The organism is Paracidovorax anthurii, from assembly GCF_003269065.1.
Classification (GTDB): domain Bacteria; phylum Pseudomonadota; class Gammaproteobacteria; order Burkholderiales; family Burkholderiaceae_C; genus Paracidovorax; species Paracidovorax anthurii.
Genome location: NZ_QLTA01000003.1, coordinates 20,921 through 38,134 on the forward strand (window position 1 = coordinate 20,921; position 17,214 = coordinate 38,134).

Annotated in this window: 17 protein-coding genes; 9 read left to right on the forward strand and 8 right to left on the reverse strand. The window is 72.4% G+C overall.

The annotated features are described in order from the left end of the window. Positions 1–2: 2 nt before the first annotated feature. The 7 genes from AX018_RS02245 to AX018_RS02275 form a co-directional block, all read right to left on the reverse strand. Positions 3–389 carry a DMT family transporter gene (locus tag AX018_RS02245; RefSeq protein WP_111875694.1) on the reverse strand — a complete coding sequence of 129 codons (387 nt, stop codon included), beginning with the start codon at positions 387–389 and terminating at the stop codon, positions 3–5. Next, positions 386–1,315, reverse strand: a complete 930-nt coding sequence (locus tag AX018_RS02250) for an alpha/beta hydrolase (protein ID WP_111875695.1) — start codon at positions 1,313–1,315, stop codon at positions 386–388. The genes AX018_RS02245 and AX018_RS02250 overlap by 4 nt, the downstream gene beginning before the upstream one ends. Next, positions 1,312–1,980, reverse strand: coding sequence for an MtnX-like HAD-IB family phosphatase (locus AX018_RS02255; RefSeq protein WP_245951406.1), 669 nt, complete (start codon positions 1,978–1,980; stop codon positions 1,312–1,314). Before AX018_RS02255 ends, AX018_RS02250 begins: the two co-directional genes overlap by 4 nt. Before the next feature lie 119 nt (positions 1,981–2,099). Next, positions 2,100–3,044, reverse strand: coding sequence for an efflux RND transporter periplasmic adaptor subunit (locus tag AX018_RS02260; protein ID WP_111875697.1), 945 nt, complete (start codon positions 3,042–3,044; stop codon positions 2,100–2,102). After that, the gene (locus AX018_RS02265) at positions 3,041–3,811 is read right to left on the reverse strand and encodes an ABC transporter ATP-binding protein (RefSeq protein ID WP_111875698.1); all 771 of its coding nucleotides are present in this window, start codon (positions 3,809–3,811) and stop codon (positions 3,041–3,043) included. Before AX018_RS02265 ends, AX018_RS02260 begins: the two co-directional genes overlap by 4 nt. Further along, positions 3,808–4,944, reverse strand: a complete 1,137-nt coding sequence (locus tag AX018_RS02270; protein WP_111875699.1) for an FtsX-like permease family protein — start codon at positions 4,942–4,944, stop codon at positions 3,808–3,810. The genes AX018_RS02265 and AX018_RS02270 overlap by 4 nt, the downstream gene beginning before the upstream one ends. Further along, positions 4,941–6,395, reverse strand: a complete 1,455-nt coding sequence (locus AX018_RS02275) for an efflux transporter outer membrane subunit (protein ID WP_245951397.1) — start codon at positions 6,393–6,395, stop codon at positions 4,941–4,943. Before AX018_RS02275 ends, AX018_RS02270 begins: the two co-directional genes overlap by 4 nt. A gap of 154 nt (positions 6,396–6,549) precedes the next feature. Between AX018_RS02275 and AX018_RS02280 the strand changes: the two genes are divergently transcribed. From AX018_RS02280 to AX018_RS02320, 9 genes are all read left to right on the forward strand, one after another. Then, positions 6,550–7,290, forward strand: coding sequence for a response regulator (locus tag AX018_RS02280; RefSeq protein ID WP_111875700.1), 741 nt, complete (start codon positions 6,550–6,552; stop codon positions 7,288–7,290). Between the two features lie 2 nt (positions 7,291–7,292). Continuing rightward, positions 7,293–8,465 carry a sensor histidine kinase gene (locus tag AX018_RS02285; RefSeq protein ID WP_111875701.1) on the forward strand — a complete coding sequence of 391 codons (1,173 nt, stop codon included), beginning with the start codon at positions 7,293–7,295 and terminating at the stop codon, positions 8,463–8,465. 156 nt (positions 8,466–8,621) lie between these two features. After that, complete coding sequence (locus tag AX018_RS02290) at positions 8,622–9,122, forward strand: hypothetical protein (RefSeq protein WP_111875702.1); 501 nt, start codon at positions 8,622–8,624, stop codon at positions 9,120–9,122. Between the two features lie 165 nt (positions 9,123–9,287). After that, positions 9,288–10,367, forward strand: coding sequence for a dihydroorotase (gene pyrC / locus AX018_RS02295; protein ID WP_111875703.1), 1,080 nt, complete (start codon positions 9,288–9,290; stop codon positions 10,365–10,367). A 56-nt stretch (positions 10,368–10,423) separates the two neighbouring features. After that, complete coding sequence (locus AX018_RS02300; protein WP_111875704.1) at positions 10,424–11,320, forward strand: NYN domain-containing protein; 897 nt, start codon at positions 10,424–10,426, stop codon at positions 11,318–11,320. After that, positions 11,320–12,108 (forward strand): DUF3025 domain-containing protein, encoded by a 789-nt coding sequence (locus AX018_RS02305; RefSeq protein WP_111875705.1) that lies wholly within the window; start codon positions 11,320–11,322, stop codon positions 12,106–12,108. Before AX018_RS02300 ends, AX018_RS02305 begins: the two co-directional genes overlap by 1 nt. A 126-nt stretch (positions 12,109–12,234) precedes the next feature. Then, a complete protein-coding gene (htpX, locus tag AX018_RS02310) occupies positions 12,235–13,107 on the forward strand; it encodes a protease HtpX (RefSeq protein WP_111875706.1) in 873 nt (290 codons plus the stop codon). Positions 13,108–13,310: 203 nt separating this feature from the next. Continuing rightward, positions 13,311–14,918 carry a methyl-accepting chemotaxis protein gene (locus tag AX018_RS02315; RefSeq protein ID WP_111875707.1) on the forward strand — a complete coding sequence of 536 codons (1,608 nt, stop codon included), beginning with the start codon at positions 13,311–13,313 and terminating at the stop codon, positions 14,916–14,918. A gap of 124 nt (positions 14,919–15,042) precedes the next feature. Then, on the forward strand, positions 15,043–15,405 hold the full coding sequence (locus AX018_RS02320) for a YXWGXW repeat-containing protein (protein ID WP_111875708.1): 363 nt from the start codon (positions 15,043–15,045) through the stop codon (positions 15,403–15,405). Positions 15,406–15,428: 23 nt separating this feature from the next. Here AX018_RS02320 and AX018_RS02325 read toward each other — a convergent pair whose 3' ends face one another. Further along, complete coding sequence (locus tag AX018_RS02325; protein WP_111875709.1) at positions 15,429–17,162, reverse strand: NAD(P)/FAD-dependent oxidoreductase; 1,734 nt, start codon at positions 17,160–17,162, stop codon at positions 15,429–15,431. Between the last annotated feature and the right edge of the window lie 52 nt (positions 17,163–17,214).

Here is a 17,214-nt window from a genome sequence, read left to right on the forward strand (position 1 = left end):
CTTCAGGCTTTCAGGCCCACGACGGCCACGCCGGCCGACACCAGCAGGATGCCCGCCACGCGCATCGGCGAGAGCGTTTCGCGGAACAGGAAGCGGCCCGCCACCATCACCGCCACGATGTTGATGGAGCCCAGCAGCACGCCGTCGGACAACGGCACCAGCGAGAGGAACGCGAGCCACACGAGGAACTCGGCCACGTAGCAGCCGATGCCGACCCAGAGCCAGGGGCGCCGGGCCATCCAGATCCAGCGCGCGAGGCCGCTGCCCGCGCGCGGGTCGGCCGTGGCGGCGGCCTTGAAGGCCAGCTGCCCGCCCGTGTCCACGAGCATGTTGAGCATCCAGAGCGCGGCCACGAGCGGCGTGATGCCGCCGTCCGGGGCGGGCGTCATGGCGCGGCCTCTGCGGTGCTCGCGGCGTGTGCGTGGGCGAGTGCCTCCACGAAGGCCACCGTGCGCGCCAGCACCGTGCGGCGCTCGCGGTCGATGGTGATCATGTGGTAGCTGTCGTCGAGCAGCACCAGTTCCACGGGCGCATGGCGCACGCCGCGCGCGATCTCGCGGGCGTTGTCCGCCGAGGCGATGTCGTCGTTGCGTGCGTGCATCACGAGGCAGGGCGCGCGCACCGCGTCCAGGCGCCGCCGCACGTGGGCGGCCAGGGCGCGCATCTCGATCACCGACCACCAGGGGTTGCCCGGCAGCCCGGCGGCCGCGCTGTCGCCCGAATGCATCTGCGCGACCACGCGCTCGCGCAGCGCGGCGTCCTTGATGCCGTAGGGCGGCTGCTCCATGAAGACGCTGCGCCGCCCGATGCCGAGGGCGCGGAAGAGGGGCAGCAGGAACGACAGGCGCGTGTACGCGGGCATGCTCCAGCCGTCGTAGCGGAAGGTGGGCGAGAGCGCCACCACGCCCGCGACCTGCCGGGGGCGCTCGATGGCCAGCGCGAGCGCAAGCACCGCGCCCATCGAGAGCCCGCAGGCGACGAGCGGCTGCCCGGTGCGCTGCATCAGGCGGTCCGCGCCGCGCCGCACGCTCGCCACCCAGTCCTGCCAGCGCGTGGCCACGAGATCGTCCTGCGTGCCGCAATGGCCCGCCAGCTGCACGGCCAGCACGGTGAAGCCGGCGCGGTGCAGGCCCTTGGCGATCAGGCGCATCTCGTTGGGCGTGCCGGTCAGCCCGTGGACCAGCAGCACGCCCGTGCGCGCGTTGGCGCCGTGGCCTTCGAGCAGGTATTCGTGCTCCACGCCGTGCCGGCATGCCGTGGGGGCGGGCGCCGCGGTATCCGGCGCGGATCGGTCCGCGGTCAGCTGGGGGGTCATGCGGCCAACTCCATCGCGCGGGCGTCCCGGGTGCCGAGGGTCGGCAGCCATTGCAGGGCCTGGGAGAAGTCGGTGAAGGGCGCGTGGGCGATGCCGTGGCTGACGCAGTGGCCGATGAGCTTGTACTTGGCCAGCACGAAGTCCGCGCGGCCGGAGACGCAGAAGTCCGACGTGCTGTCGCCCACGAACAGCACCCGCCCATGGAGCGTGCGCTGCTCCGCGAGCCGCTCGCACTTGCAGTTGCCGCTGGCGCGGGCGCAGGCCGCGCTGGCCCAGGGCGATTCCAGGCGCCATTGGCGGGGGCCGGCCTGCACCAGGCGGTTGGCGATCACGGGCAGGCCGTCCAGGCCGTGGCGTGCCAGCACGGCCCGGATGGCGTAGTCGATGCCGTCGCTCACCACCTGCACCGGCATCCCCAGGGCCTGGGCGGCCCGCACGAAGGCGCCGAAATGCGGGTCCACGGCGATCGTGGCGAGATGGGCGTCGAGTTCGGCGCGGTCCATGTCGAGTAGCGCCACCTGGCCTTTCATGCATTCGCGCGATCCGATCTCGCCGCGCTCCCAGGCCTCTTCGAGCGCCTCCCAGCCCGGGCGGCCGAAGCGCTGCAGCAGGGAGTCGGTCACGTCCTCCGTGCTGATGGTGCCGTCGAAGTCGCATTGCACCATCCAGCCCGGGGACGGTTCACGGTGCAGCACCACCGGCGTGGCCGCGATGGCGTGCCTGCGCGCGGGGGTGGACGAGGAGGAGGGGAAGTGGGTCGTCATCGGTGCATCCCGTGTCGGTCTCATGGATGGAAGCGCACGCGCACGGCCTGGCCGGGGCGCGCCTGGGTGGGGGCCTGGTCGAACTCCAGGACGCATTCCACGACCCGCACCGGGCCGCGCTGGGCGTCTTCCTGCAGCCGTCCCGCGCCGAGCACGGGGCTCATGCGCACCACGCGCGCGGGCGGCAGGGCCGTGGGCGCGGTATCGCCGTCCGTGGTGATGGAGGCGCGCATGCCGGGCTGCACCGCCGCCGCGTAGCTTTCGTTGATCTCGGCCCGCACCACGAGCGGGCGGCGCGGCAGCAGGGTGACCGCCGCCGGCCCGCCCGACGCGGACAGAAGCCGCTGCCCGACCTGCGTGGCCACGCGCACGACGGTGCCGTCCTCGGGCGCGTGCAGCTCCCGCCGGGCGCTCTGGGCATGCAGCTGCGCCAGCCGCTGGCGGGCCACGTCGGTCTCCGCGCGGGCCACCGCAAGGTCGGATTCCGCACCGCGCAGGGCCTGCTCGGCCTCTTCGGCGCGCTGCGGCTCCGCCGCGCCCGCAGCAGCGGCCTCCGCGAGCCGCGCAGCGGTGCGGCGCAGCGCGGGAAGCTGCTGCGCACGCGCACGCTGGCGCGCCTCGGCGAGCTGCAGTTCCGCCTGCGCCACGCCGGCCTCGGCCTGGGCCCCGGCGGCCGAGAGGCGCAGCAGCAGCTGGCCGCGGGTGACGCTCTGGCCCTCCTGCACGGCCAGGGTCTCCACCGCGCCATCCTGCAGGGGCGAGAGTTCGAGCAGGCCGCCCTGCACCTCGATGCGTCCCCGGGCCATGGCCACGCCGGCGGGGGCGGCCGGGGCTGCCTGCGGGTCGGCGGGGGCGGCGTGCTCGGTGCAGGCGGCCAGCATCGCCAGGGCCATGGCCGCCAGCGCCATCGCGGCGGTCGCGCGGCGCGGCGCGGGCTGTCGGGGGGAGGGGGGGAGGCGTTTCATGGGGTCGTCGCTTCGGGCTCGGTGTCCGGCTGGCGCCAGTCGCTGCGGATGGCGCCGTCTTCCATGCCGAGCACGCGGTCGGCATGGCGGACGAGGCGCGGGTCATGGCTCACGCACAGCACCGTCGTGCCGTGCGCGCGGGCGATGCGGTGGAGGATGTCGATCACGCGCTGGCCGCTGTCGGCATCCAGCGCGCTGGTGGGTTCGTCGGCGAACAGCAACTGGGGCGACTTGGCGATGGCGCGGGCGATGGCCACGCGCTGCTTCTCGCCGCCCGAGAGCTGGGCCGGGCGCATGTGCGCGCGCTGCACGAGTCCCACCTCGTCCAGCGCCTGCCGGGCGCGGTGCGCGCTCTCGCGGTGGTTCATGCCCAGATAGCCCAGCGGCAGCTGCACCTGCTCCAGCGCGGTGAGGGCCGGAAACAGGTTGAAGCCCTGGAACACGAAGCCCGTGTGGTGCAGCCGGAAGCGTTCCAGCGCCTGCGCATCGAGCGTGCCCAGGTCTTCGCCGAGCGCCATGATCCGGCCCGCGTCGGGCTTCTGCAGGCCCGAGAGCAGGGACAGCAGGGTGCTCTTGCCGCACCCCGAGGGGCCCGAGATGAGCGTGAGCTCTCCCGCGTGGATGGTCAGGCCGAGCTGGCGCAGCACCTGCACCCGCACCACGCCGGAGACGAAGGACTTGTGCAGATCCACGGCCTGCAGGCTCGGCGCACCGCGCGGTGCGCGGGCCGGTGCCGCGGGAAGGGGGCGTGTGCCGATGGAGTTCATCGCAGCAGCAGGGCGGGGTCGGCGGCCATGAGGCCGCGCATGGCGAAAATGCCCGAGAGCAGGGACACCGCGCCCACCAGGGAGGCGCAGGCGAGGGCGGTGAACGGCGTCATCGCCACGGGCACGCCGTGCGCGGAGGCGAGCGTGAGCAGCACGGCGCTGGCGCTGGCGCCCAGCAGCAGCCCCAGGCCGCCAATCCAGCAGGCCTGCTCGATCACCAGGCGCCCCAGCGCCCGGCGGCTCACCCCCAGCGCGTTGAGCACGGCGTATTCGCGGGCCGATCCCGCCACCACGCCCATGAGCGACTGGCTGGTGACCACCGTGCCCACGAGGCACACGATGCCGACCATGAAGAGCACGGCCACGCCCGCGCCGGTGTCCAGCAGCCAATAGAGCTGGGAGCGGCGCGCGAACTGGCGCGACGTCCAGACCTCGAAGGGGCCGAAGCCCGCCGCGCCGGCGGCCAGCCGCGCCTGCACCTGGGGCGCCTGGGCCGGCGTGTGCGTGCGCGCCACCACGTAGGTGTGGCCCGCCGCGGCCTCGGAGCCGGCGATTTCGCGCGCGGAGTCCAGGGACGCCAGCACGTTCACGCCGCCCAGGCCGCGCAGTCCGTCCACCACGGCCACCACGTGGACCGGGTGGGCGTTGATCCAGGCCGTGCCGCCCACGTCGGTGCCCAGCGTGCCCAGGTCCGCGCGGTCCACGATCACGGCGCCCGGATCGCGCAAAGCGGCACGCTGCCATTCCGTCAGCAGCCGGGAGAAGAGCATTCCGTCGGGCGCCGTGCGGATGCCCGACACGTACACCGACACCCCGCCGCCGCCGGCCTGGGTGCTGCGCCAGTCGCCGTCCACCCACAGATAGGGCTCGGTGGCGGCGACGTCGGGGTCCATGCCCAGGCGCAGGTCCACGTCGCGCCCGATCGGGCGCCCGAAATTCACGCTCTGCGTGCCCGGGTAGCCGGCCCACAGGTTGGCTCCGGAGGCGCGCACGTACAGGGCGGCGCTGCCGAAGATGCCCAGCACCAGCGCGGCCTGCACCGCCAGCAGCACGCAGGAGAACCCCACCGCGAACACGGCGGGAACGAAGCGGCGCCACTCGTGTACCAGCGTCTTGCGGGCCAGCGCGATCATGGCGCCCCCCGGGCCTGTCCGCTGGCGGGGGCCGCCGCCGTGTCCAGGGCCTCCGCGGGCAGCGGGGCGCCGCCCAGCGCCTTGTAGAGGGCGACGAAGGCCAGCGCGCGCGCGTCCCGGGCGGTGGCCTGCTCCGACTCGGCCTGCAGCAGCGCGCGCTGGGTGGCGAGCGCGTCGTATTCGCTCGCCAGACCCAGCCGCACGCGGGTGCGGGCGACCTCGGTGCGCTCGCCCCAGGCCGCCACGGCCGTTCCCAGGGCGTCGGCCCGCGCTTGCTGCGCGGAGAGCGCGGCCAGGGCGCCTTCGGCTTCCGCCACGGCGGTGCGCACGGCGCGCTCGTAGCCCAGGGCCGCGCCTTCGAGCGCCTGGGTCTGCGCATCCACCTGCATCCGCCGGCGGCCCCAGTCGAAGAGCGGGATGTCGATCACCGGCCCGATGGCGGGGGCGTTGTCGCTGGTCGTGCGGCGGTTGCGCGTGATGTTGTATGAATAGAGCAGCGATCCCATGATCGCGATCCGGGGATAGAGCTCGGAGCGAGCCAGGCCCAAGCCGGCCGCGGCCTTGCGTACCCCGGCCTCCGCCGCGTGCACGTCGGGCCGCGTGCGCAGCAGGTCCGCGGGCAGCGATGCGAAGGCGAACGGCGGCAGGGTCGCCGCAGCCTCGGCAGCCTCCGGCGCGGTCCAGGCCGGGTCCGGCGCGACGCGGCCCAGCAGCACCGACAGGGCTTGCGCGGCCCGGGCGAGGGCTTCTTCGGGTGCGGCGCGTGCCGCGCGGGTCTGGGCGGTGCGCACGCGGGCCTGGGTGCTGTCGTCGGCCGAGCCGATCCGGGTGCGCTGGCGCACGTCGGCGAGCGTGGCGGCGCGGCCGTCGAGCGCGCCCATGCGGTCCAGCAGGTGCAGTTGCCGGCGGGCGGCCTGCAGGTCGAGGTAATTGCGCACGACATCGGCCACCACCGCCACGCGCACGCCCTGGCTGTCGGCCTGAGCGGAGTCGGCATCGGCATCGGCCGCCGCGCGGATGCTCTCGCCCGCGCCGAACAGGCCCAGCTCCCAGGCCATGTCGATGCTGGCGTGGAAGTAGGTGTCGGTGGCCGAGATGTCCTGCAGCGTGCGGGCCCCCGCGCTGAACGACGGGCGGAACTGCACCGCCGCGCGGCCAGCCTGCAGGCGCGCCTCGCGCAGCCGGCGGGCGGCGGCCGCGAGGTCGAGGTTCTTTTCCAGCGCTTCCTCCACCATCGCATCGAGGGTGGGGTCGCGGAAGGCTTTCCACCATGCGCGCAGCTCCGGCGCGGTCGCGCCCTGGGGCACGGGGGCGGTCCATGCCGGGGGCATGGCCGGGGCCTGCGGGCGCCCGGCGCCGCCGTCCGTTGCGGCGCAGCCGGCCAGCAGGGAGAGCGCCACGGCCAGCGGGCCGAAGCGGTGGGGGCGCAAGGGGTGGAGAAGAGAAGGCACGCGCAGGCTGGGATCGTCTTCGGGAGTGGGGTGCATTGGATCGCCCGAAGCTTTCGCGGCCATGCATGGGATATGGAGGGTTCGTGGAGACGCAGGGGCATTGCCCGCGGCAGGCCGGCGCTATAGATAATCCAGCCAGCACCGCCTTCACTCCATGAATCTCCCCGCACCTTTCCAGGCCCCGGGCCCCCTCGTCCTCGTGGTGGAGGACGAGCCGGGGATCGCCAGTGTCCTCACCGCCTACCTGGAGCGCGGCGGCATGCGGGCGCGGCAGGCATCCGACGGCCTGGATGCCCTGCGCCTCTTCCGCCAACTCAAGCCCGACATGGTCCTGCTGGACATCCACCTGCCGGGCATGGACGGGCTGGACCTGCTGCGCGCGATCCGCGAGGACGGGCAGACGCCCGTCATCATGGTCACGGCCCTGGCCGACGACGTGGACAAGCTGCTCGGCCTGCGCCTGGGCGCCGACGACTACGTGGTCAAGCCCTTCAGCCCGCCCGAGGTGGTGGCGCGCGTGCGCGCCGTGCTGCGGCGCGTGTACTCGCCGCCGGCGGCCCCGGCGCGCGGCGCGGCGCCCATCCGGGTCGGCCGCATCGAGATCGACCAGGAGGCGCATGCGGCGTTCGCCCATGGCGACGATGGCAAGGCCGTGGCGCTGCCGCTCACGCTCACCGAGTTCCGCCTGCTCGCCTGCCTCGCGGCCCAGCCCCGCCGCTGCTTCTCGCGCGGCCACCTCATCGAGCACTGCCTGCCCGAGAGCGATGCGCTCGACCGGGTGATCGATTCCCACCTCTCCAAGCTGCGCCGCAAGCTGCAGCAGGCCGGGCAGGGCGACCTGATCGAAACCGTGCGCGGCATCGGCTACCGGCTCTGGCCCGGGGACGCCCCCTGACCATGGAGCGCGCCGCCGCGATGCAGGGCCCCCTGCTCAACCGCGTCTGGGTCCGGTTCGGCCTGTGCATCGCGGCCACGGTGGTGGCCACGATGGCCTTGCTGACGGCCAGCGTCATGCTGTTCTCCGAGATCCAGTACCGCGACTTCTACCGCAGCCTGCCCGTGGAGGTGCAGCGCGAACTCAGCGACCTGCGCGACCGCGACATGGAGGACAGCCCCCGGGCCATGGAGATCTACGGCCACTACTGGCATGGCGATCTGCTGTTCGGGGAGAAATGGTCGCTGGTGGTGGGCCTGGTCGTGTGCCTGCCCGTCGGGCTGGTGGTGGGCTTCTGGGTGTCGCGCATCGTCACGCTGCCCCTGGCGTCCATGGCCGAGGTGGCTTCGCACGTGGCCGTGGGCGACTTCACGCTGCGTGCCCAGCCCGGCCGATACCACGATGAGATGGCCGATATGGTGCGCCACTTCAACCAGATGATCGATTCGCTGGAGCGCATGGCCAAGGAGCGCCGCGCCACGGCGGCGTCCATCTCGCACGAGTTGCGCACGCCGCTCGCCGTGCTGCGCGTGCGGCTGCATGCGATCTGCGACGGCGTCATCGAGGCCGATGCGGCCGAGTCGCGCGCGCTGCTGGACCAGGTCGAGTACCTGGGCCGCCTCGTGGGCGATCTGCATACGCTGTCCATGGCGGAGGCGGGGCAGCTGTCGCTGGAGACCTGCACGGTGGACCTGACCGATCTGGTGCGCGATGCGCTGGCGGGCCATGCCCAGCACATCGCGGACCATGGCGTGGTGCTGGACCTGCGGCTGGACGTGCCTGCGGGGACGGCCCTCGTGGAGGTGGACCCGGACCGCATGCGGCAGATCCTGTTCAACCTCGTCGAGAACGCCCTTCGCCATGCCGCCGGGGGGGGCTGGCTGGGCGTGGAGGTGGCCCTGACCGGCGTGGCCGTCGCGCTGCGCGTGAGCGATGCCGGTGTCGGCTTGCCGCCCCATGTGCTGGAGCGCCCGTTCGAGCGCTTCCCGCACGCGCCGGGGCGGCGCGGCGATGGCTCGGGGCTCGGCCTGTCCATCGTGCAGGCGCTGGCGCAGCGCCAGGGCGGCGGCGTGCGCGTGGAAAACCGCGCCGAGGGCGGGACCTGCTTCACGGTGGAGTTTCCGCTCGCCGCCTGACGCGGTGCCGCATTCTGCGCTGCGGCACACAGTCCTACAGGGGCTGCCGCCCATGGACCACAGGGGGGGCGGGGTGCGATTCCTACGATGGGACCCCATGGCGATGCCGTTGCAGGCGTCCCCTTTTTCCATCCCTTTCGCCACCTTCCAAGAGACATGCCCCCTCATTTCCTGAAGATCTGCGCAGCCCTCGCCACCGCCGCCCTGCTCACGGCCTGCGGCGGCGGCAACGATGAAGACCCCACCCCCAGCGACCAGACCAGCGTGTTCACGGTCACCAGCGCCACCACCTCGGGCCTGAACGGCGTGTACGGCGACGGCAACCTGAATCTGACCGACGTGGAGAAGCGCAATCCGATCGGCTCGGCGCCCGAAGTGTGCACATTCCGCTTCGACGGCGCGAAGAAGGTCGGCGCGAGCGACCAGGCCTTCGGCGACGTGCGCTACCAGCCCGACGCCAACATCCTGTACGTGGCCTTCCTGACCTTCGGCGGGCGCGAATTCAGCGCCACCGACTGGAGCGACACCTCCGTGGTGCGCGATGCCAACCAGGTGCGCATCGCCAACAAGACGCTCACCGCCACCGACGGTTCGGGCGAGCGCGTCACGGTTTCCGGCATCGTGCCCATGCGGCCCAACCGCCCCTCCGGCTGCTGAGTCCACGCTTTCGCGATTCCCCCCTCACCCCAACTTTGGGGTTTGCCCTGTCCTCCCCCGCGGGTGGACAGGGCTTTTTCCATGGAGGCATGCCAAAGTGCATAACCCGCTCCAGCGCCCGCCTGCGTGGCCTCCCCGGCGCGGGCGATGGGACAATGGCGCCCCATGACCGCAGCCGCCCCCACTTCCTCCTCTTCCGCATCCGCCCGCGCGGGCGACCTCACCATCACCCGGCCCGACGACTGGCACCTGCACGTGCGGGACGGCGAGCCCTTGCGCACCGTGGTGCCGCACACGGCCGCGCAGTTCGGGCGCGCGGTCATCATGCCCAACCTGCGCCCGCCCGTGACCACGGCCGCGCAGGCGCTCGCGTACAAGCAGCGCATCCTCGCCGCCGTGCCCGAGGGCGTGGCCTTCGAGCCGCTGATGACCCTCTATCTCACCGACAACCTCCCGCCCGAGGAGATCGCGCGCGCCAAGGAGGCCGGCGTGGTGGCCTGCAAGCTCTACCCGGCCGGCGCCACGACGAACAGCGATGCCGGCGTGACCGACCTGCGCAGGATCTACCCCGTGCTGGAGGCCATGCAGAAGGCGGGCCTGCTGCTGCTGGTGCACGGCGAGGTGACCGGCAACGACATCGACCTCTTCGACCGCGAGGCCGTCTTCATCGAGCGCCAGTTCATTCCGCTGCGCCGCGATTTCCCCGGGCTGAAGATCGTTTTCGAGCACATCACCACGCGCGAGGCCGCGCAGTACGTGGCTTCCAGCGATGCCTTCACGGCCGCCACGATCACGCCGCAGCACCTGCTGTTCAACCGCAACGCGATCTTCACGGGCGGCATCCGCCCGCACTACTACTGCCTGCCCGTGCTCAAGCGCGAGACCCACCGCCTCGCGCTGGTGGAGGCCGCCACCAGCGGCAGCCCGAAGTTCTTCCTGGGAACGGACAGCGCGCCGCACGCGGCCCACCTCAAGGAGCATGCCACGGGCTGCGCCGGCTGCTACAGCGCGCACGCGGCCATGGAGATGTATGCCGAGGCGTTCGACAACGCGGGCGCGCTCGACAAGCTCGAAGGCTTCGCGAGCTTCCACGGGCCGGCCTTCTACGGCCTGCCGCGCAACCCGGGCACGATCACGCTGCGCCGCGAGTCGTGGACGCCGCCCGAGAGCTTCCCGTTCGGCGAGGCGCAGTTGAAGCCGCTGCGCTCGGGCGATGCGCTGCCGTGGCGGATGGTGGCGGCATAGCCGCGCAACCGCGTTCGTCCAGCGATGGGCTGTTGAAAAAAGAGGGAGGGCCGTGGATGACCGCGTTCTTTATCGATGCAGACAACCTGTGCGCACCGTCCTGGGTGGAGGAGGCGTGCCGCGTCCTTGAGGCGCACGAGGGCGGCATGTCCGTGCGGCGCGCCTACGGCAGCGCCGAGAAGCTCAAGGGGCTGGGGGAGGTTCTTCGCACGCGGCTGATACGGCCCTACATGAACCTGTCGCTGCCGAAGAACACCACGGACGTGGCCATGGCCGTCGATGTGATGGAGCTGTCGTATGCGACGCCGCGTCCCGCGTCCATCGCCATCGGCTCCGGAGACGCCGACTTCGTGCCCCTGGTGCTGCGGCTGCGCGAGCGCGGCTTTCGCGTGGTCTGCGTCACCGAGAGAGGCAAGATGGCCGCCGAGGTCGTCTATGCCTACGACAAAGTGCATTTCGTGGGCAGCGACAGTGCGGCCCAGGAGCCGGCGGCAGTGCCCCAGGACGATGCCGCTGCCCTCGCCGTGAACCCGGCGGCGGCCAAGGCGCCGGCACCGGTGAGCCCTGCGGCCAGGAAGCCGCCAGCCAAGAAGGCCGCGGCCAAGCAGCGCGCTGCCACCGCCAAGACGGGCGCGGCGCCCGTGCCCGCCAAGAAAGCGCCGGCAAAGAAGGCGTCGCCTGCCGCCAAGAAGGCGCCGGCTTCGTCCTCTACGGCCAAGAGCGCATCTGCCGCGCCAGAGCAGGTCACGGTGCGGCACATCCTGGACCATGCGCCCGCGCTGGAAAGCGGCCAGCCGCAGCCCCTGGGCGAGATCGCCAGGTTGCTGCATGACGCCAAGCTGCTGGGGAAGAACGCGGCCTCCACCAAGCTGTTCAAGAAGTTTCCGCACCATTTCGAGCTGCTGCCCACCCGCCAGCCGAACAAGGTGCGGTATCTCCTGCCCCCGCACTGATGCTGGCGGCGGCAAGCGTCTTCGGCGCGGAGTCCCCCTGGCTGCGGCCGTTGTCTGGCCTGGGGGTGGCGGTGGAGACGGCGTGGCGTGGCGGCCTGCCGCTGCCGGAGGCGCTGAATCGGATCGCCGGCGGCGTGGGCGGTGAGGGCGGTGCGCAAGGGCGGTGCGGCGTGCGTTTCGTTCCGCAGTCGGTCCTGGAGCCGGGCGTGCCGTATGAGCGCTTCATCCACGCCACCGGCACCGTGCCGACCCGCGGCAACCTGCACGACTTCTTCAACGGCCTGATCTGGCTGCATTACCCACGCACCAAGCGCCTGCTGAACCGCTGGCAGGCCGAGGCCATCGCCGTGCAGGGCATCGGGGCCGTGCGCGGCCCGCTGCGGGATGCGATCACGGTGTTCGACGAGAACGGGGCAGTCCTGCTCGCGCCCGCCGCGCTGCGGGAGGCGCTCGCGGGCCGGGCCTGGCGCCGGTTGTTCGTGGACCTGCGCCCGCTCTGGGCCGAGGCGCGGCTGGTGGTGTTCGGCCACGCCTTGCTCGAACAGCTTGTCGCACCACGAAAACCGCTCACGGCCCACGTCCTCATGGGCTCCAATGCTCCTGAGAACGTAGCGAACGTGGATGCCTGGCTGGCCGGCGCGCTGGACCCGGCGCTGCTGCGGGCCAAGCCCTTCGCGCCCCTGCCCGTGCTGGGGGTGCCGGGCTGGTGGGCGGAGAACGAGAACTTTTGCTTCTATGATGACTCCTCCGTATTCCGCAGCGCCCGCCCCGCACAAAGCACACAATAGGGGTCCCTCCGCGCTGCCACGGTGGCTTGAAGGCCCGCGCACCATCCCCATTTTCCGGGCGTGCGGCGGGCAAGGCATCCGCCACCGCCCCACACCCAACGCTTCCCCTTCGTGGAGAAACCTTCGATGAAACGAATCGCGCTATTTTTGTTGACCAACCTCGCCGTCATGGTGGTGCTGGGCGCCGTCGCCAGCCTGCTGGGCGTCAACCGCTTCCTGACGGCCAACGGGCTGAACCTGGGGGCGCTGCTCGGCTTCGCCTTCATCATGGGCTTCGGCGGCGCCATCATCTCGCTGCTCATGAGCAAGCCCATCGCCAAGTGGAGTTCCGGCGTGCGGGTCATCGACGGCACCGGCTCGCCCGACGAGGCCTGGATCGTGCAGACGGTGCGCAAGTTCGCCGACCAGGCCGGCATCGGCATGCCCGAGGTCGGCATCTTCGAGGGCGATCCCAACGCCTTCGCCACCGGCGCGTTCAAGAACAACGCCCTGGTGGCGGTGTCCACCGGCCTGCTGCAGGGCATGACCCGCGAGGAGGTCGAGGCCGTGATCGGCCACGAGGTGGCCCACATCGCCAACGGCGACATGGTCACCATGACCCTGATCCAGGGCGTGATGAACACCTTCGTGGTGTTCCTCTCGCGCGTGATCGGCTATGCGGTGGACAGCTTCCTGCGCAGGAACGACGAGAACAGCTCCGGCCCCGGCATCGGCTACATGGTCACCACCATCGTGCTCGACATCGTGCTGGGCTTCCTTGCCTCGATGATCGTGGCCTGGTTCAGCCGCCAGCGCGAGTTCCGCGCCGACGCGGGCGCCGCCCAGCTCATGGGCCGCAAGCAGCCCATGATCAACGCGCTGGCCCGCCTGGGCGGCATGCATCCGGGCGAACTGCCCAAGAGCATGCAGGCCATGGGCATCGCCGGCGGCATCGGCAAGCTGTTCAGCACCCACCCGCCGATCGAGGAGCGCATCGCCGCGCTGCAGGCCCGGGGCTGATTCCGCCCGCCCCCGCGGCACCCGTTCCGACATTCCAACATCTGGAATAAGGCCGCCCGGCTTGCGCCGGGCGGCTTTTTTCATGCCCGGCGTTGCGCCAAAGCCGCACGGGATACGGGTTCGCCTTCAAGCTTTCTGCGGAGGCCGCCGATACACTGGGTTGAAACGAATTGCTTCGGTTGCCACGGCTGCCGCCTCACGCCATGAACTTCCTTCGCAACGCCCGCCTCTCCGCCCGCCTCGCGCTCGCCTTCGGGGCCATCTGCGTGGTGATGTCGCTCTCTGCCGCCGTGGGGATCTGGCGCCTGACGGAGCTGCAGGACATCACGGACGACCTGGGGGGGCCGTCCTCCGAGCGGGCCTTGCTGGCGCGCGAGCTGCATGCCATCGTGGTGCTCAGCTCCGCGCGCGCCGAGACGCTGCTGGAGATCGACAACCCCGTGTACGCGGCCCGCATCGATGCCGACCGCAAGCTCACCTCGGCGCGCTCGTCCGAAGTCCGCAAGCGGCTGGAGGCGCTGGCAGAGGACGCCGAGTCCAGGCGCATCTTCGAGGCCATCGACACGGCGGGCAATGCCTTCCGGGCGGCGCGCGACGACCTCGTCAAGCGCCGCAAGGCGGGCGAAACCTTGCCGCCCGATGCCGTGGGCAAGCTGCTGCGGCCCACGGCCGACCGCTATGCCGCCGCCGTGGACGAGATGGCCGAATACCAGCGCAAGCGCGTGGCCGAGGCGCGCGCCGCGGCGGAGGCCAGCGAGCGCCAGGGGATCGCCCTGCTCGTGGGGGGCTCGCTGCTGGGCCTGCTGCTGGGGCTGGGCTGCGCGCTGGTGCTGTCGCGCTCCATCCTGAGGCCGCTGTCGCGCGCGTCGTCGGTGTCCGACCGGATCGCCGAGGGGGACCTGACCTCCGTGGTGCCGCCCGCCGGCGAAGGCAACCGCGACGAGGTGCGCGCCCTGCTGGAGCGCCTGGGGGGCATGCAGCAGCGGCTCGCGGGGCTGGTGGTGGGCATGCGCCAGGCCAGTGCCTCGGTGGCCGGCGCCAGCGCCGAGATCGCGGCGGGCAACTCCGACCTGTCGGCGCGCACCGAGCAGACGGCCTCCAACCTGGAGGAGATCGCCGCCAGCATGGAGGAGCTGATCGCCACCGTGCGCCACAGCGCCGACGCGGCGCAGCAGGCCAGCACCCTGGCGGGCACCGCGAGCGACGTGGCCCGCCGGGGCCGCGATGCGGTGGAGCGCGTGGTGGGCACCATGGACGGCATCGCCCAGGCCTCCCGCAAGATCGCCGACATCACGAGCGTGATCGACGGCATCGCGTTCCAGACCAACATCCTGGCGCTCAACGCTGCCGTGGAAGCAGCCCGTGCGGGCGAGCAGGGCCGGGGCTTCGCGGTGGTGGCGGCCGAGGTGCGCAGCCTCGCGCAGCGCTCGGCCACGGCGGCCAAGGAGATCGGCACCCTCATCGGCGACAGCGTGCGCAAGGTGGACGAGGGCACCCAGCAGGTGCATGCCGCCGGCGGCACGATGGGCGAGATCGTGGGCTCGGTGGAGCAGGTGGCGACCATCATCGGCGAGATCAGCACCGCCGCCCGCGAGCAGAGCACCGGCCTGGGCCAGGTGGGCGAGGCCGTGGGCCAGCTCGACCAGATGACGCAGCAGAACGCCGCCCTGGTGGAGGAGTCCTCCGCCGCCGCGCAGGGCCTGCGCATGCAGGCGCAGCAACTGGCCGACCTGGTGGCGGCTTTCCGCCTGCCGGACGGCACCTCGGCGCCGGCGCTGCCGGGCTCGCCGATGGCCGCGCTGCCGCGCTGACGCCGGCCTGTGCCCGTCCCCCGGCGGGGCGGTTTGTCTTTCCTTTTCTTTACACGGCAGGCGTCGGCAGGCGGTGGGGGCGGGCGCGTTCAACCACTATCCCTTGTCTGGATGGAGCCGTTCGATGTCTTTCTTCCTTTCCCATGAGCGTTCCCGCGCCGCCGGCGCCCTGGCGGCCCTGGCCGCGGCCGTGACCCTGTCGGGCTGCGTGGTGGCGCCGCCCGCGCGGCAGGTGGTCGTGGAGCAGGGCCCCATGGTGGTCGCGCCCGTCGCGCCTCCGGCGCCGTACGTGGAGACGGTGACCGTCGCCCCCTCGCCGGTGCACGTGTGGGTGGGCGGCTTCTGGGAATGGGGGGGCAGCCGCTACGCGTGGCGCCCCGGCTACTGGGCCGCGCCGCCGCGCCCGGGTGCGGTCTGGGTGCCCCACCACTGGGAGCCGGGGCCGGGCGGGTGGCGCATGCGGCCGGGCCACTGGGGGCCGCGCTGATGCCCGTGGCGGGTGAATGCCGCTCAGGCCAGTAGAAGTAGAGCGCGCGCGACGGCTTCGCCCACCTTGATGCCGTCCACGCCGGCCGACAGGATGCCGCCGGCATAGCTCGCGCCCTCGCCCGCCGGATACAGGCCGGCGGTGTTGAGGCTCTGCAGGTTTTCGCCCCGGCCGATCTTGAGCGGCGAGGAGGTGCGCGTCTCCACGCCCGTCAGCACGGCGTCGTGCATGTCGAAGCCCTTGATCTTGCGGCCGAAGGCCGGCAGCGCCTCGCGCAGCGCGGCGATGGCGTAGTCGGGCAGGGCGGCGCGCAGGTCGGTGAGGGTGACGCCGGGCCGGTACGAGGGCAGCACGTCGCCCAGCTCCCGCGAGGCGCGGCCCGCGATGAAGTCGCCCACGAGCTGGCCGGGGGCGTTGTAGTTGCCGCCGCCCAGCACGTAGGCGCCGGATTCGAGCTGGCGCTGCAGCACGATGCCCGCGAGCGGGTGGGCCGCGCCGGCGGGCAGTGCCTCCACGCCGTGCGTGGCACCCAGCGCCGCCTCGAACGCGGCCGGGTCGGAGGGATAGTCGCGCGGGTCGATGCCCACCACCATGCCTGCGTTGGCGTTGCGCTCGTTGCGCGAGTACTGGCTCATGCCGTTGGTCACCACGCGGCCGGGCTCGCTGGTGGCGGCCACCACCGTGCCGCCGGGGCACATGCAGAAGCTGTACACCGCGCGGCCGTTGGCGGCGTGGTGCACGAGCTTGTAGTCGGCCGCGCCGAGCAGCGGGTGGCCGGTGTGCCGGCCCCAGCGCGCGCGGTCGATCACCCCCTGCGGGTGCTCGATGCGAAAGCCCACCGAGAAGGGCTTGGATTCCATGTGCACGCCGCGCGCGTACAGCATCGCGAAGGTGTCGCGCGAGCTGTGGCCCAGGGCCATCACCACGTGCGAGGCCGCGAGGTCGTGGGTGAGCCCGGTGGCCTGGTCCAGCACGCGCAGGCCGCGCAGGTGCCGGCGGCCGCCCGCGTCTTCTTCCACCGCCACGTCGGTCACGCGCTGCTGGAAGCGCACCTCGCCGCCCAGGGCGATGATCTGCTCGCGCAGCGTCTCCACCACTTTCACGAGCTTGAAGGTGCCGATGTGCGGGTGCGCGGCGTAGAGGATCTCGGGCGGGGCGCCGGCCTGCACGAACTCCTCCATCACCTTGCGGCCCAGGTGGCGCGGGTCCTTGATCTGGCTGTAGAGCTTGCCGTCGCTGAACGTGCCCGCGCCGCCCTCGCCGAACTGCACGTTGGATTCGGGGTGCAGCTCGCGCCGGCGCCACAGGCCCCAGGTGTCCTGCGTGCGCTCGCGCACGGCCCGGCCGCGCTCCAGCACGATGGGCCGAAAGCCCATCTGCGCCAGCACCAGCGCGGCGAAGATGCCGCAGGGGCCGAAGCCCACCACCACGGGGCGCTCGCGCAGGCCGGCGGGTGCGCGGCCCACGGGCTTCCAGGCCATGTCGGGCGTGGGCTGGATGTGCGGGTGCGCCTCGTGGGGCGCGAGCAGCGCGGCCTCGTGGGCGGGCTCGGCCAGGGCGACATCGACGATGTAGACGGCCAGCAGCTCGGGCTTGCGCGCGTCGAAGCTGCGCTTGAACACCGTGAGGTGGGTGATGTCCCCGGGCGCGATGCCCAGGATGCGTGCGGCGGCGTCGCGCAGCGCGGTGTCGGGGTGCTGCTCGCCATCGGGCGGCAAGGCGGCCAGCGGCAGCTTGATTTCGGAGAGGCGGATCATGGGGGTGTGCGGCCCGTGTCGATCGGGCGGTGCGGGAAAAACGGGCGAGATC

Excerpts from the sequence above, each read along its gene's own strand:
- AX018_RS02290 (WP_111875702.1), top strand. The coding sequence starts at position 8,622 with ATGCCCCCTCATTTCCTGAAGATCTGCGCAGCCCTCGCCACCGCCGCC.
- AX018_RS02250 (WP_111875695.1), bottom strand. The coding sequence starts at position 1,315 with ATGACCCCCCAGCTGACCGCGGACCGATCCGCGCCGGATACCGCGGCG.
- AX018_RS02245 (WP_111875694.1), bottom strand. The coding sequence starts at position 389 with ATGACGCCCGCCCCGGACGGCGGCATCACGCCGCTCGTGGCCGCGCTC.
- AX018_RS02260 (WP_111875697.1), bottom strand. The coding sequence starts at position 3,044 with ATGAAACGCCTCCCCCCCTCCCCCCGACAGCCCGCGCCGCGCCGCGCG.
- AX018_RS02320 (WP_111875708.1), top strand. The coding sequence starts at position 15,043 with ATGTCTTTCTTCCTTTCCCATGAGCGTTCCCGCGCCGCCGGCGCCCTG.
- AX018_RS02270 (WP_111875699.1), bottom strand. The coding sequence starts at position 4,944 with ATGATCGCGCTGGCCCGCAAGACGCTGGTACACGAGTGGCGCCGCTTC.
- htpX (WP_111875706.1), top strand. The coding sequence starts at position 12,235 with ATGAAACGAATCGCGCTATTTTTGTTGACCAACCTCGCCGTCATGGTG.
- AX018_RS02280 (WP_111875700.1), top strand. The coding sequence starts at position 6,550 with ATGAATCTCCCCGCACCTTTCCAGGCCCCGGGCCCCCTCGTCCTCGTG.
- AX018_RS02265 (WP_111875698.1), bottom strand. The coding sequence starts at position 3,811 with ATGAACTCCATCGGCACACGCCCCCTTCCCGCGGCACCGGCCCGCGCA.
- AX018_RS02305 (WP_111875705.1), top strand. The coding sequence starts at position 11,320 with ATGCTGGCGGCGGCAAGCGTCTTCGGCGCGGAGTCCCCCTGGCTGCGG.
- AX018_RS02315 (WP_111875707.1), top strand. The coding sequence starts at position 13,311 with ATGAACTTCCTTCGCAACGCCCGCCTCTCCGCCCGCCTCGCGCTCGCC.
- AX018_RS02285 (WP_111875701.1), top strand. The coding sequence starts at position 7,293 with ATGGAGCGCGCCGCCGCGATGCAGGGCCCCCTGCTCAACCGCGTCTGG.
- pyrC (WP_111875703.1), top strand. The coding sequence starts at position 9,288 with ATGACCGCAGCCGCCCCCACTTCCTCCTCTTCCGCATCCGCCCGCGCG.
- AX018_RS02300 (WP_111875704.1), top strand. The coding sequence starts at position 10,424 with ATGACCGCGTTCTTTATCGATGCAGACAACCTGTGCGCACCGTCCTGG.
- AX018_RS02325 (WP_111875709.1), bottom strand. The coding sequence starts at position 17,162 with ATGATCCGCCTCTCCGAAATCAAGCTGCCGCTGGCCGCCTTGCCGCCC.
- AX018_RS02255 (WP_245951406.1), bottom strand. The coding sequence starts at position 1,980 with ATGGTGCAATGCGACTTCGACGGCACCATCAGCACGGAGGACGTGACC.